General features: G+C 53.6%; 13 protein-coding genes and 1 riboswitch. Of the genes, 11 read left to right on the top strand and 2 right to left on the bottom strand.

The features are described 5' to 3' along the window. Entirely contained in the window at nucleotides 1-231 is a 231-nt protein-coding gene (locus PGRAT_RS20310; protein WP_025707411.1) for a YczF family membrane protein, read from the bottom strand. Between the two features lie 221 nt (nucleotides 232-452). Here PGRAT_RS20310 and PGRAT_RS20305 point away from each other — a divergent pair, with 221 nt between their 5' ends. The 4 genes from PGRAT_RS20305 (at nucleotide 453) to PGRAT_RS20290 (ending at nucleotide 4,634) form a co-directional block, all read left to right on the top strand. Next, complete coding sequence (locus PGRAT_RS20305) at nucleotides 453-812, top strand: (2Fe-2S) ferredoxin domain-containing protein (RefSeq protein WP_036706045.1); 360 nt, start codon at nucleotides 453-455, stop codon at nucleotides 810-812. 161 nt (nucleotides 813-973) lie between these two features. Beyond that, on the top strand, nucleotides 974-1,783 hold the full coding sequence (locus tag PGRAT_RS20300; protein ID WP_025707412.1) for a GNAT family N-acetyltransferase: 810 nt from the start codon (nucleotides 974-976) through the stop codon (nucleotides 1,781-1,783). A 159-nt stretch (nucleotides 1,784-1,942) separates the two neighbouring features. Next, nucleotides 1,943-3,097 carry an AI-2E family transporter gene (locus tag PGRAT_RS20295; RefSeq protein ID WP_025707413.1) on the top strand — a complete coding sequence of 385 codons (1,155 nt, stop codon included), beginning with the start codon at nucleotides 1,943-1,945 and terminating at the stop codon, nucleotides 3,095-3,097. A gap of 19 nt (nucleotides 3,098-3,116) precedes the next feature. Beyond that, on the top strand, nucleotides 3,117-4,634 hold the full coding sequence (locus PGRAT_RS20290; RefSeq protein WP_025707414.1) for a carboxylesterase/lipase family protein: 1,518 nt from the start codon (nucleotides 3,117-3,119) through the stop codon (nucleotides 4,632-4,634). A 381-nt stretch (nucleotides 4,635-5,015) separates the two neighbouring features. Here the strand turns inward: PGRAT_RS20290 and PGRAT_RS20285 are convergent, their stop codons facing one another. Beyond that, nucleotides 5,016-6,191: a PstS family phosphate ABC transporter substrate-binding protein gene (locus PGRAT_RS20285; RefSeq protein ID WP_025707415.1), complete on the bottom strand. Its 1,176-nt coding sequence runs from the start codon at nucleotides 6,189-6,191 to the stop codon at nucleotides 5,016-5,018. 204 nt (nucleotides 6,192-6,395) lie between these two features. Next, nucleotides 6,396-6,545: riboswitch (FMN riboswitch) on the top strand. 127 nt (nucleotides 6,546-6,672) lie between these two features. Here PGRAT_RS20285 and PGRAT_RS20280 point away from each other — a divergent pair. The 7 genes from PGRAT_RS20280 to lysA all read left to right on the top strand — a co-directional run bounded on the left by PGRAT_RS20280 (nucleotide 6,673) and on the right by lysA (nucleotide 14,391). Then, nucleotides 6,673-7,662 carry a DMT family transporter gene (locus PGRAT_RS20280; RefSeq protein WP_025707416.1) on the top strand — a complete coding sequence of 330 codons (990 nt, stop codon included), beginning with the start codon at nucleotides 6,673-6,675 and terminating at the stop codon, nucleotides 7,660-7,662. A gap of 371 nt (nucleotides 7,663-8,033) precedes the next feature. After that, on the top strand, nucleotides 8,034-8,198 hold the full coding sequence (locus PGRAT_RS34425; RefSeq protein ID WP_342342276.1) for a hypothetical protein: 165 nt from the start codon (nucleotides 8,034-8,036) through the stop codon (nucleotides 8,196-8,198). Beyond that, entirely contained in the window at nucleotides 8,119-8,892 is a 774-nt protein-coding gene (locus tag PGRAT_RS31250) for an AarF/UbiB family protein (RefSeq protein ID WP_342342275.1), read from the top strand. Before PGRAT_RS34425 ends, PGRAT_RS31250 begins: the two co-directional genes overlap by 80 nt. A gap of 363 nt (nucleotides 8,893-9,255) precedes the next feature. Further along, complete coding sequence (locus tag PGRAT_RS20270; protein ID WP_025707417.1) at nucleotides 9,256-9,924, top strand: stage V sporulation protein AA; 669 nt, start codon at nucleotides 9,256-9,258, stop codon at nucleotides 9,922-9,924. Further along, nucleotides 9,921-10,346 carry a stage V sporulation protein AB gene (locus PGRAT_RS20265; protein WP_025707418.1) on the top strand — a complete coding sequence of 142 codons (426 nt, stop codon included), beginning with the start codon at nucleotides 9,921-9,923 and terminating at the stop codon, nucleotides 10,344-10,346. The genes PGRAT_RS20270 and PGRAT_RS20265 overlap by 4 nt, the downstream gene beginning before the upstream one ends. 965 nt (nucleotides 10,347-11,311) lie before the next feature. Next, nucleotides 11,312-12,937 carry a spore germination protein gene (locus PGRAT_RS20260; RefSeq protein WP_036706047.1) on the top strand — a complete coding sequence of 542 codons (1,626 nt, stop codon included), beginning with the start codon at nucleotides 11,312-11,314 and terminating at the stop codon, nucleotides 12,935-12,937. A gap of 119 nt (nucleotides 12,938-13,056) precedes the next feature. Then, nucleotides 13,057-14,391, top strand: coding sequence for a diaminopimelate decarboxylase (gene lysA / locus PGRAT_RS20255; protein ID WP_025707420.1), 1,335 nt, complete (start codon nucleotides 13,057-13,059; stop codon nucleotides 14,389-14,391). The last annotated feature ends 22 nt before the right edge of the window (nucleotides 14,392-14,413 follow it).

Below are 14,413 nucleotides of genomic sequence, written 5' to 3'. Positions count from 1 at the left end.
TTATTGGCGTTGTTTCTTCTTTTGGCGGGCCTCTAGCGCTACTTGGATCACTGGAAGAAAAAGAAATACAATGATCACCACCAGTTCCTGAAAGGTTGTAGTGACTAAGATTGAGGTGAGGAAGCTGAACGACCGGGAAAACGGGGTTCCGGTTAACCAATCTATCGAAATCACGATGGACAAGCCCAGTATGGCAAGCACGGCGTAAATCAAGAGGATTTTTATTTTCATGGGTGTTGTTCTCCTTCTTCCTATTCATCAAAGATAAACCCTTATAGATCTGGCGGGCTAACGGTATTATCCCCATCCAATGAGGCGGATAACCAAGATTCCGGGATGAGGATTCAAGGCGGAAAAGATAACCACGCTTCTTGACGGTCCTCCAAGGAATCGCTAGAGTTTAGATTGATCCGTATGCGGGGTATTAGTGTTCAGAAGGGGGTATGGCATTCATGACGACCTGGAATTTGCAAGGAACGCTCCACCATCTGCTGATCTGCGGCGGCAGCAGCTGCAGGAAGAATACCGGCGAAGAAGTTGCAGAAGCCATTGAGGATGAAATTGAGAAGCAAGGGGCAGGTAGCAAAATACATACCACAGTGACCGAGTGCAATGGAAGATGTTCGGATGCCTGTATTGTTATCGCTTATCCGGAAGGCGTCTGGTATAGGGAGATGACGCCCAAGGCAGGTAAAAAACTGGTGCGGAAGCTTCTCAAAGGGAAGCAGCTTGAAGATCATATCCTCTATACCTACGATGGCGGGCTGCAGGCGAAGACCGAAAAAGGCGCCAAGGGTAAAAAGAAGAAATGAAAAAAGGAGTAATAAGGGGGAAACGGCCGGATTCTGGTCCAGGGTAAGGGATTCGCCGTTCTATGCAGCCTGCTGCCAGAAATCCATTGGCGGCGGGCTATTTATTTTTGCAAAAGGGAGGTCTATGATAAAAGAAACAGGAAAATTAAGGGGGAACTGTGATGTTTGAGAGCTTTGAGACGGGGGATAGGGTGCTGCAAAGCGGGGCGTTCATGCAGGAGGAGGTGCGGTATAATCTGATCCACCGGATTACCGAATATCCCGAAGCGATCCGTCTGACCACGGCAGACCGCAAGCTGATCTTTACGCAATCCCAGGGACATAACCCCTGGCTGTGGGTGTCTGGAGAACTTCACGAAGGACAGCAGACCGAGCTGTTGCAGCAGCTGGCGGAATGGGTGCGGACTTATGAATTTCCGGGGATTTCCGCACGGCCGGAGACGGCGAGGGCGTTTGCGGAAGCTTTTTGCGGAGGCAGGGGCAAGCGTTACCATATGCATATGATGCTGGAGGCCTATCAGTGCCAGAAGGTGCGGAAGCCCGCTGGGGTGAGGGGAGGCCTGGAGCAGGCCGAGGACAGGCATGTCCCGGTAATTGCCGGGTTTTTGGCCGGTTTTATGAAAGATGCGTTTGGCGAAAGGCTTCGGGCTGAGGATTTTTTGACGATTGCAGAGGAGAATGCCGCGTCCGGCAATCTGTATTTGTGGATGGCAGATCATACTCCCGTATCGATGGCCAAAATCACCCACCGTTCCGCCAGACATGCACGGATAAATGATGTATATACCCCTTCCGGCCACCGCAAGCAAGGCTATGCCAGCGCATTGGTTGCTGCCCTGTGCGGCAGGCTGCTGGACGAAGGGTTAACGCCGGTACTCTATGCGGACGGCAAGAATCCGGACTCCAACAAGGTCTATCAGTCGATCGGCTTTCAGCACGCGGGACAAATTGCAGATCTCAAGTTCGACTAAGCTTACACGCACTTAAGTGGAGGTTCCGGACAGCAGGGAATTCCAGGTTTCACTGTCCTGCCGTAAATTTGACTTGCTGCCCCCATGTTGACTATGCTAATACAAAGTGCAAATAATCACACATACAAAAAGGCTTTTGTGTTAAGGGGGACGGGAGTGATGGAGAGGCTGCAGGTATGGCCGGAGAAGTTCAAGAAGTTTTTTCTTAATAACAGATTTGTGGTAACACTGCTGATTGTGCTGCTGATCGGAGTAAATATTCTGGTGTTTGCCAAAATTCCTTTTATCTTCAAACCGATTTCAGTCCTGCTGCATACCGTGGCCGCACCGCTGCTGCTGTCAGGAATTGCCTACTATCTGTTGAATCCGCTGGTTGACCGGATGGAGAAAAGGAGCAAGATCAGACGCCCTTACGGCATCGTCATTCTCTTTCTGCTTATCGCCGGTATCATAACGCTGATTCTGCTTACGGTAATACCTATGATCCGCACCCAGCTGGTTGGACTGATTGATAATTTCCCTAAATATAGTGACCAGATCCAACAGGAATTTATCGACTTGACCGGCAGTAAGCTGTTCGGACAAATTCAGGAGAATGTAGGGACGGATTTCACAGACATCACCAGCAAGGTAACCAGCTGGGGTACCTCTTTCCTGAACAATGCCGTGAACGGCGTCGGGAATTTCGTGGGCGCGCTGACGGAAATTGTGCTGGCACTGGTGACCACTCCCTTTATTCTGTTCTATCTGCTGCGCGACGGCAAAAGGCTGCCGGACTATTTGATGCGGTTCATCCCAACCGCACTGCGGCCGCAGACCCGCATGGTCATGTCGGAGATGAACAGCCAGGTGGCTTCCTATATCCGCGGGCAGATTATTGTAAGCTGCTGTATCGGCGCCTTGCTCTACATCGGGTATTTGATTATCGGACTCGAATATTCGCTGGTGCTGGCGGTTGTCGCTGCCTGTACAGCGGTTGTGCCTTATCTGGGTCCGGCAATTGCGATTACTCCGGCCCTGATCGTTGCGCTAGTGACCTCTCCGTTCATGCTGCTGAAAATGGTGTTCGTGTGGACCGCTGTTCAACTGATCGAAGGCAAGTTCATCTCCCCGCAAATCATGGGCAAATCGCTGAAGATTCATCCGATTACGATTATCTTTGTCATTATTTTTGCCGGTAAAATGTTCGGAGTGCTCGGAATCATTCTGGCCGTACCGGGTTATGCTGTGCTAAAAGTGGTCGTTACCCATGTCTTCCAGTGGTTCCGATTCCGCTCCGGACTCTATAAGCAAATTGAAGAAACCAAGGAATAACGGGAAGAGGTAGATAGATATGACAGCAACACTGGTTACCACTCCATATGGAAAGCTGCAGGGTACAGAGGAGGAAGGCGTGAAGGTGTGGCGCGGGGTTCCTTTTGCCGCTCCGCCGGTCGGGAAGCTGCGGTTCCGTGCACCGCAGCCGCCGCAGCCGTGGGATTCCGTCAGAGAAGCCTTTTCGTTCGGTCCGGTCAGCCATCAGCCTGTGAGCACCAGCAGCACCCGGTTTGGCGGTTTATCTCCGGAATATTCTGAAGACTGTCTCTACCTGAATGTCTGGTCGCCTGCTGAAGCCGGGGAGAGCCTGCCGGTGATGGTCTGGATACACGGGGGGACCTTTGTGACCGGAGCTGGAAGCCAGCCGATGTTCGACGGTGCCCGCATGGCCCGTAACGGCAACGTCGTTCTGGTTACAGTGAATTACCGGCTGGGACCATTCGGATTTCTGCATCTGTCCCCGTTTGGCGGGGACTTTGCCTCCAATGCTGGCCTCCTGGACCAGATTGCTGCCTTGGAATGGGTACAGGGCAATATTGCCGCCTTCGGCGGGGATCCGCAGCGCGTTACCGTTTTTGGGGAATCCGCTGGCAGTATGAGCATCGCTGCACTGCTGGCGATGCCTGCTGCAAGCGGCCTGTTCGCAGGCGCGATCATGGAGAGCGGTGCCGCCCAGAGCCTGCCGCCGCAGCAGGCGCAAGAGATCGCCGCTGCGCTGCTCGCTGAGCTGGGGCTTACCCCAGGCAGCGATCCCCAGCTCCTGGACCACCTTCCGGCGGAGCAGATTATGGAAGCGGCGGCGCGGATGACCTATAAGCTGTCCGGTGAAGCGCTCAGCATGTTTTTTCAGCCGGTCGTGGAGCCTGCCACCTTGCCGGCCGATCCTGCTGAAGCTGTAGCGGGCGGAGCAGCGCGGGGGATTCCGCTGCTGATTGGCACCAACCTCCATGAAGGGAACCTGTTCTTCCGGGAAGAACGCCCCGGTGAAAGCTTCGGGCAGTCACTGAAATCGCTGGAGCTGCTGATGGGCATTGACGATCTGGCGGAGCTTGCCGACGGTTACCCGAAGTCCTGGGAGGGACAGGCTGAGTTCCTGACCGACCTTTTTTTCTGGGGCAGCTCGATTGCCTTCGCAGAGAGCCAGTCTGCGGCAGCACCTGTATGGATGTACCGCTTCGACTGGACGGTTGAAGGCCATCCGCTGCTGGAGAAGGCGGTTCACGGCGCTGAAATTCTGTACGTGTTCGGCAATCTGCATCTGCTGAAGCAATATGGCTTGTCGGTAACTCCAGAAATGCAAAGGCTGTCCGAGGTGATGCAGAAGACCTGGACGGCATTCGCGCATCATGGAAATCCTTCCATTGCCAATCTGGAATGGCCGCAGTACAGAAGGGACTCGCGTGCGACCCTTATTTTTGACAGGGAGACACGGGTAGTGCAGGACCCGGATGCAGACAAACGCCGGCGTCTGTTTTCTGCGCAGGCCAACTGGCCTAAGGTTTTTTCCGCCGGGGCCAGCGATTCACGGGGATGACTGGTTAGAGGGGCCGGCCAGCCGGCCCCAGTTATTGGTACCCGCTGCGGTGAATTTGAATTGTGATAAGACTTGGACCATCATTAATCGCAGCAATGGGAATTAGGGCACTTAATTTCGTTACAATATGGCTCATGCCAGTAACAGGTGGAAAAGTATACTTAAACTTGATGATTTACCTGTAGTTCGTTGCTATCAAGCGAATTAGATTTACTTTTTCCACTTAAATTCTGAAAAATCGTTAAATTTGGGAAATTAGTTTACTTTTTTTCACTTGATGCCACTCCACCCGCTCCACCCGCTCCTCCAGCTACCCAATCTGCTTTTTACTTCAACCTCGCTACCTTGCTGCGCCAGTACCCGTTTGGAAGTGTTCTCCTGCTACTTTATTGAGGTATAGCCCGTCTTCTCTACCAGTTCCTGCCCTTCGTCTGATTGGATCCAGTCCAGAAACGGCTGGACATTCGGGTTAACACTCCCTGCGGTCACGGCATAAAATTCGGCGGTCATCGGATACTTTCCACTGCGTATGCTCTCTTTGTCAGGCTGTACACCGTCGATGGCCAGCAGCTTGATGTGATGATTTGCATTCATCTCCGAGGCATAGAACAAAAAGCTGAAGCCCAGCGCATTTTTGAAGTTGCGGTAGTCGGAGGTTTGGCTGATGATGCCGCTCATCAAATCCATCACATCCTCCTGCGGGGGTGTCATCAGCGTACGGCCAGCCATGATTTTCTCGAGCATGGTCTGGCTGCCGCTGCCCTGATCCCGCTGAAAGGCCCGGATGCGTTCATTTTTGCCGCCAACCTGTTTCCAGTTCTTCACTTTGCCGGAATAAATGTCTTTAACCTGATCTGTACTCAGGGAAGACACCGGGTTGCGCTTGTTGACAAAAAAGACAAACGCTTCGCGTCCAATGGGCGTAAGCTTCAGCTCTTTGCCCGCCCGCTTGGCCTCTTTCTGCTGGGCGGAAGAGGGAGCTGCGGCAAAGATAATATCACTGTCCCCGGCAATCAGCCGTTTATAAGCAAAGGCGGTAGAGGAGCATATGAGAATGTTCGCATCATTAATTTCATAGGGATCGTAATTGTCTTCCGGGTACACCGCCTGTACAAAAGCGGAATAGAGCGGATAAAGCGCAGTTGCTCCATCCAGACGCGGAAGCTGGTCAGTGATATGATAGGATGCGGGATGCTGCAGAACGGCGGCCTTGGAGAGGGCATCAAACGGCTTGTACTGAGTAAGATCAACCTCCCGGTCATCGACTACAGCGATGCTATTGACATAGGCCTTGTTCAGCTCATATCCGGCGGTTGCCAGCAGGCAAAGCCCGGCAAAGACGGCAATGCCCAGGTTCCGGGTCCGGGGGGAGAGCCATTGGAAAACGGTCATGATGAAATAAGCGGCCAGCCCGCAGGTGACGACGACGATAAGCGGTGCGTAGAAGGTCAGTCCAAGCGTTAGCGCAGTGATGAAGTACCCGATAAATCCGGCGAAAGCAAGGGCAATTAGGATCAGGACTGTATACAGCAGATTTAGAGCAAAGGATCTTTTCACAGCAGCCTCTCTTTCCTGAAGCAAAAATATGGATACACATACATTTCTATTATATCTAAACTATCATGCCTTCTTCCAATTTTTGAGCGGGGGCGGCCTCTGGAAATGCTATGGCTGATGAAAAAACTGTGAATATTTTCATAAGGGACTGGACGAAAAGCGTAAACGGCGTTATTCTGAGATTGTGAAAAATATAACGGAATACAAGATTCTCGGGGTAAGGTGAAATTCCTGACCGGCGGTGATGTTCAAAGCGAACTAAGCCCGCGACTTCTTTTCTCTGCAGGCAGAGAAAAGGACTGATCTGGTGCCATTCCAGAGCCGACGGTAAAGTCCGGATGGGAGAGGATCATAAGGAGCAAAGAAATCAGGTTTATTTCTGTTGTCTTTGCCCTAAACAACCCCCGATGTACGCCCTTTTCAGGCGTTTCGGGGGTTTTGGTCTCTTATCGAGGGTTTGTATCGACAAGGAGAATGAGTTATGAGTCAAGCTACTGCTTCATCTTCAGGAGTCCGCACAGCGCCGCTGCGCAGCGGATTCTGGCTGGTCGTCCTGGGCGCGGCGCTGTGGGGCATCGATCCGCTGTTCCGCATTATCCTGCTGAAATCATTGACCTCATCACAGATTGTGCTGCTGGAGCATGTCGTGCTCTTTCTGGCAGCCGCTCCTGTTCTCTGGCGCCACCGTGCCGAACTGAAGGCCGTCCGGCTGCGTCAGGCCGCAGCACTGCTGATTGTATCGTGGGGCGGCTCCGCCGTGGCTACGATTCTGTTCACCCAAGCTTTGGCAAGCGGAGACTTCAATGCAGTTCTTCTGCTGCAGAAGCTGCAGCCGCTGTTCGCCATTGGCCTGGCCGCTGTCATTTTGAAGGAACGCTTGCCTAAAAACTTCGGTCCGCTGATTGTTGTCGCTCTGGCGGGAACATACCTGCTGACCTTCGGTTGGACGATTCCCTTCGGACACGTGAACAGCTTCATCAGCGTCAGCAGTCTGATGGCGCTGGGAGCAGCCGCATTATGGGGCGGTTCTACGGTTATGGGACGATACCTGCTGGGATCCATGAAGTATGAGACGGTCACTTCACTGCGTTTCATCCTGGCGCTGCCACTGCTGTTCGTGATTACGAGCATGGAGGGGGCCCCTTGGCAGAGCCCTGGCGGCATGGGCGCATCTGCAGCGATTGGGATCAATCTGCTGCTGCAGGCACTGCTGCCTGGACTGCTCAGCATGCTGCTCTATTACAAAGGCCTCAACACCACCAAAGCCTCTTACGCAACGCTGGCCGAGCTCAGCTTTCCAATGACGGGCATCCTGATCAACTGGATTGTCTATCATCAGCTTGTTACCCTGCCGCAGATTGTCGGGTTTGCGCTGATCTGGACAGCATTGTTCTTCATCTCGAACCAGCAGAGCCGGCAGGCTGTGCCGGCTGGCTTGGATTTATCCCAAACGAATCAGCGCAGCGCCTGAGGGGACGGACCCCAGGTCACTGATGTACCAAGAAAGATGTCTCCTTAGCCATATGGCCGGGAGGCATTTTTTATTACGTCTGCCCGTTTTACTAACTAGGTGGAAAGATTCTCTTGAGGGGGAATAAAAGAGAGATTACCCCCAAGGAGAGGCTTTATTACCTACACCGAAAAACTCCTAAAGTTGTTTGAAATTCCGGCGCACCAAAACCAGCTACTGCCGAATGACGGGACTCCGGCTGGCATAAAGGATGGGAATCCAGACTACATGAAGGCACAAACAGTCTTGTTTTCGCCGAGATCCCCATCTTTATATAAGCCGTCTCGAAAACTGTATTTGTGCGCAACTCCAAAATCCTTGTAATTGAGTATATGGACGGCATGAGCGTCAAGAGCAGCACCCCCGTTCTGGAAGCACGCGGCATTGACCGCCGTGAAGTCCAACGGCAAATTTTTGATTGCGTGCTGGAGCAGATTTTTTTTCAAGGGCATTTTTCATGCCGATCCCCATCCGGGCAATGTCTACATCCTCAATGACGGGACGCCCGCACTGCTCGATTTCGGATCGGTTGGACGGATCGGCACACTGCAGCAGGATGCGCTTAAGCGGCCCTTGATCGGATTCGAGCACCGCAACACCTATGTCGTTATGGAATCGCTGCTGCTGCTGGTTGAGTCGCGGCCCGATGTAGACAAGGAAGGACTGGAGCAAGCGGTCAGCCAACTGCTGGTGCAGACGGCATATGATCCGGCGGGGGGCTCGGAGGCATTCATTCAAGGCCTGTTCCGGATGATCGCCGAATTTGAGTTTTCGTTCTATCCTAATGTGGCTGGCGCTTTCCGTTCACTGATTACGCTAGAAGGTACATTGCTGCAATTGAACCCCTCGTTCAGCCTGATGAATGAAGCCCGGAGGTTTGTGCAGGAGCATTCGCCGGAATTTATGCCGGCCGGAGGCTCCGCCGATTGGAAGCAAACGGCCGCGGACGAACTGTTGGAGCTGCTGCCTGTCATCCGCAAGCTGCCTCGGCGGCTGGACAATCTGACTTCCATGCTGGAGAAGGGTGAAGTTTCGATTAAGGTCGGTTTTTTTGCTGACAAAACCAATGCTTCGTTCATCACCCGTTGGATTTCTCAGCTATTGCTCGCCTTTATCGGAACTGCCTTCGGTGGGATTTCCATCGGTTTGCTGTACCTGGGGGACCGCTGTTCGGTTACACCGGTCTGGTGATTAGTGCGGTGCTGCTCATACGGGTAGCGATCTATTCGGTAAGGAATTTAAAGCAGATGAAGGAGTAAAATATACGCGGAAATCTTGCTCCCCCCCGGCCGTTGGACGGGAACTTAGAAACGACGGTGAGTGGATCAAGCGTCAAGAGAACAGATTGTAAGACAGCGTAAAGCTGGATGTCTGCCGGGTGAGGGGGCAGGCTGAATCCATTGACGATACAAAGAGAAGGCAGACCGGGATTTTCCCTGGTCTGCCTTTTGTGCAGGTTAAGAGTAAAAATAAGCCTTTTCTCCCATACTACCGTTATTCTTGAAATATAAGACTATGCAGCTTCTCATCAGATCCTGTAGGAGGTGTCCGCGCATGACTGCCCATTCGGCTCCCGCTATTTACATACAGCTGAAAAACCGGGTGACGGTGCCCAAAGGCAAAGGGGTTCTGCTGCGTGATGTGGCCTATCTAATTACCGATCCGGAGTGGAGGGAGCCGCTGTATTCACTGCTGCTGCTGGACCCTGTCCAAAGCGACGGAAACCTGATCCTGATTGATCTGCTGACCGTCATTCCCAAGATCCATGAGCTTGTGCCCGGTGCCGATATTCAGCCGATCGGAGAAGGCCGGACGCTGGTGCAGATTGAAGGGCCGGTGGAAGCACGCAAACCGTCCATTGCCTTATTCGTGCTGGTCTGGCTGCTGCTGTTCTTTGGCTCCGCATTGACGATTATGAATTTCCATGCTGATGTCAGCATGCTGGAGGTGCAGGTCAGGACTGTGGAGATGCTTACAGGCCGCCGGGACGAGCATCCGTATGTCTTTCAAGTTGCCTATTCCCTGGGCATCGGATTTGGCATGGTGATTTTTTTCAACCATCTTTTTAAGAAAAAATGGAATGAAGAGCCGACTCCGCTGGAAGTGGAAATGTTCCTTTACCAAAAAAATATTGACCACTATGTAGTCAACGAGGAGTACAGCAAAATGAAAAGCCATGGCGATGAATCCTCCAGGCTTCCGGAGAGGGGGGAAAGGTCATGACCGCACCGCTGTCGCTGGGCCTGCATCTGCTGCTGGGGATTGCCGGAGGCATTGCGGTGGGCGGCGGGGTAATCGCACTTTTCATTGTGCTGGACATGGTACCACGGCTGGCCCAGCTGACATCCTCCTACGATAAAGTGCATTGGTATGAAGGAGCAATGATCGGGGGCTCGCTGCTTGGCACCGTGTCTGATTTCTGGAATTGGCGGATTTCCGCCGGGCCATTGGTAGAGCTGGGAGTAGGTCTGTTTGACGGGGTATTTGTGGGCATGCTGGCTGCGGCGCTGACCGAGGTGCTGAATGTGCTGCCCATCTTGGCTAAGCGCCTGCGTATGACCCATCTGCTCTTCGGGCTGCTGATGGCGATGGTCTGCGGCAAGGTCGCTGGCTCTTTGTTTGATTGGTTTGTGTATCAACAGTAGAAGGAGGTTATGGCGTGGTTAGGTATGTTCACAGCGGAGATTTTATCGAAGTTCCAAAAGACAAGAGCAAAACGGCCGGTAAAGACAGTGTGGAGACGGAAGAAAAGCCAGAGGCGGCAGCTGATGTGGAAGACAATTCTGTAACCGCCGGTACCGCTACGGGAACTGACGGGGAGGATGCGGCTGATTCAGAGAGAGGGACACAGGATGTGGAAGCTTCGGCGGAGCTGGGCGCAGGTAATGTGGAGCAGCAGGAGACAGAGCAGGGAGACGGGGAGGCCGGTTCCGCAGCCGTGGACCCGGCAGCTTCTGAGGAGAATCAGGATGCGGATGAAGAGAAGGTGTCCGGTAATGAGACGGCCAAGAAGGACGCTAAGGGGTTCCTGGCATCGTTGTTCAGCGACGACGAAGAGGAAGATAAGGAACCGGATGAAGCCGTAGAGGAAGCCGGAACCGGCGGGACAGATGGCGGAGATGGCAATACTGTGGCCAGTGGAGAGGACAGTGGAGAGGATTCGGGCGCAACCGGATATGGGGATGAAAGTCCATCCATGAGTGAGAGTGCAAAGGAAGGAGCCGGACCGGAAGCTGGATCAGAGAAGGAGTCTGCAGAGCCGTCTGCTTCAGGAAGCTTGGATTCGGAGTCTGCCGCCGCTCAGAACCGATGTGCAGCAGCAGATTCCGGCAAGGGAGGCCTCGGCAGGGACAGCGGAATGGACGCGCATGCGCAGGATGCGGAAGCCTCGGAAGAGCTGGGTGCGCAGGATGCGGAAGCCCCGGAAGAGCTGGGTGCGCAGGATGCGGAAGCCTCGGAAGAGCTGGGTGCGCAGGAGCCGGAGAGCGGCAAAAAAGGTTTTTTTGCCAGATTGTTCGGGGATGACGAAGAGACAGACGACGATGCAGGCCAGGCTGAGGATGAAGGACCTCCGGGTGCACAGCCTCAGGCAGGGGCAGCAGGCAAAACCCTGGAGCAGCCGGAGGAAAACGGGAAAAGTGCAAAGGAAAATGCTGCTGGCGGGGCTGAAGCGAAGAAGGCCGATGATCCGCTGCAAAAGAAACGCGATGCCGAACGTTCCGATTCTTTGGAGGAATCGATCATTTACTGGCAGGGCAGTGACAACATTCCGGCTAATCTTGAGGATACCAAAAAGACACTTGCGGAGGTCATGGGCCTTCATTCGTCCTTTGATGTAGTGTTCCGGGAAATGACTTTTGGCGGACGCAAGGCGGCGCTGCTGTGCATCAGCGGGTTCGCCAAGGATACGATCATCGATGAAATTCTGAAGCGCCTGACGTACCTCACCCCGGAGAATATCTCTACGGATGTGCTAGCCAGCTTTATGAGCGAGTTCATCCCCCACATCCAGGTGGAGAAAGGAGAATTGCTCAGCGAGAGCATTAATAAAGTGCTGTCGGGAATGAGCGTCTTTTTCATTGAAGGTCAAACTGAAGTTATTATCATGGATACCCGCTCCTATCCTTCACGCAATCCGGACGAACCGTCCATTGAACGGGTGGTGCGTGGAGCGCGCGACGGATTCACAGAAACCCTGCTAAGCAACGTCGCGCTGGTCAGAAGACGGGTCCGCGACCCTGGATTGAAATATGAGATGCACCAGGTGGGCCGCCGGACGCGCACGGATGTCTGTGTCGCGTATATCGATGATATCGTCGACAAAACGCAGGTTAAGGCCGTCACCGAAAAAATTAAGAGCGTGAATATTGACGGCATTCCGCTCGCGGACAAACAGCTGGAGGAGGCGATCGTCGGCGGAGGCTGGAATCCCTATCCGCTGGTGCGGTATTCGGAGCGTCCGGATGTTGTGGCTTCCCATCTGCTGGAAGGCCGGGTGGTTATTTTCGTAGATACTTCCCCGAGTGTCATGATTTTGCCGACCACCTTTTTTGATTTGTGCCAACATGCGGAAGAGAACCGCCAGACACCGTTTATGGGCACGTATCTGCGCTGGGTGCGGTTCATCGGGATTTTTGCTTCCATGTTCCTGCTTCCGCTCTGGATGCTGCTTGTGATCCATCCGGAGCTTAAACCGGCGATGCTTGAATTCATCGGGCCGCAGAAAATGGCCAAAATTCCGCTGCTTGCCCAGTTTCTCCTTGTTGAGCTTGGGGTCGATCTCCTGCGCATGGCTGCCGTGCATACACCGACTCCTCTAGGTTCGGCTATGGGTCTCATTGCCGCGATTCTGGTTGGGGACATTGCTGTCCAGACCGGTCTTTTCGTCAATGAGGTCGTGCTGTACATGGCTGTTGCATCCATCGGTATGTTCGCCACGCCCAGCTATGAGCTGGGGCTGGCCAACCGGATTGTCAGGCTTGTGCTGCTGCTCGCTGTGGCCGCATTCCAGGTGCAGGGCTTTATGATCGGCACAACACTGATTATAATCCTGCTCACGACACACCGCTCCTACAATTCATCATATTTGTGGCCGTTTATACCATTTAATGCAAAGGCGATGGGGGAGATCATTATCCGCCAGCCTGTGCTTAACTCCAAAACTAGGCCATCCTTCAACAAAACAAGAGACAATACGCGGATGCCGCCGGTTCCGGAGAAGAAAAGCAAATCGTAGGAAAATACAAATCAACTGCAAATTAGTCCATTCAATGGTGTTCCCACTGTCTGTTATACTGAATACACTAAAAGATAGGGTGGAACAAGAATTTCCACAGAAATTGGAGGACTGCGCAAATGTTTTTACACGGGACGAGCCGAATTAATGATGCCAATCATCTGGAGATCGGCGGATGTGATGTGACCGAATTGAAGGCGGAATATGGTACCCCGCTGTATATAGTGGACGAGCAATTAGTCCGTCGCCGCTGCCGCGAGTACATGGAGGCTTTTACTGCATCCGGTCTCGGGTTCCAGGTGGCCTATGCCAGCAAAGCCTTCTCCGTAATGGCGATGTGCCGTTTGGCTGACGAGGAAGGGCTGTCGCTGGACGTTGTGTCGGACGGTGAGCTGTATACCGCGCTGCAGGCCGGATTTCCGGCTGAGCGCATCCATTTTCACGGCAACAACAAAACACCGGATGAGATCGAAATGGCAATTGATGCCGGGATCGGCTGCTTCGTAGCCGACAATCTGGTAGAGCTGCACATGCTGCAGGCCATCGCCCTCCGCAAGGAAGTAACAGTTAACATCCTGCTGCGCGTGACTCCGGGCGTAGAGGCGCATGCCCACCATGCGTATGCCTCCACCGGCCAGACCGACTCGAAATTCGGCTTCGATATTGGAAACGGTTCTGCACTGGAAGCGGTAAGACTCGCCTCCGCACAAAGCAATCTGCGGCTGCTGGGCGTTCATTCGCACATCGGCTCACAGATTTTTGAAACCGAAGGTTTTGAGCTGGCGGTTGAACGCATTGCCGAGTTCACGCGCAAAGTGAAGGAAGAACTGGGTGTAGAGTTCCCGGTGGTTAATCTCGGCGGCGGCTTTGGTATCCGTTATGTCGAAGGCGATACACCGCTGCAGGTGTCCGAATATGTGGCCGCCATCACAGGTGCCGTGAAGACGCATTTTGCCGGCATTGGCGAGAAGCTGCCGCAAATCTGGGTAGAGCCGGGCCGCAGCATTGTCGGCGATGCCGGAACTACGCTGTACACTGTGGGCACGAACAAGGAGATTCCCGGTGTGCGCAAATATGTCGCCGTTGACGGCGGGATGACGGATAATCCGCGTCCGGCGCTCTATGAATCCAAATATGAGGCGCTGCTGGCCAACCGTGCCGCAGAACCGAATGAAGAAACGGTTTCGATTGCCGGCAAATGCTGCGAGAGCGGCGATATGCTGATCTGGGATGTAGAGCTTCCTAAGGTGGAGAGCGGGGATCTGCTCGCTGTGGCCTGCACAGGGGCATACAACTATTCCATGGCCAGCAACTATAACCGGATCCGCCGTCCGGCAGTGGTGTTCGTACAGAATGGGCAGAGCGACCTTGTGGTCCGCCGTGAGAGCCATCAGGACATTATCGCCAACGATATTGTTCCGGCGCGCATTGCGAAGCAGGCGGTGGCGAAGTAAGTGATTTTCTGCGGCAGATGCG

The sequence above is a fragment of the Paenibacillus graminis genome, assembly GCF_000758705.1.
Taxonomy (GTDB): domain Bacteria; phylum Bacillota; class Bacilli; order Paenibacillales; family Paenibacillaceae; genus Paenibacillus_AQ; species Paenibacillus_AQ graminis.
This window is presented reverse-complemented; position numbering and strand designations above follow the sequence as displayed.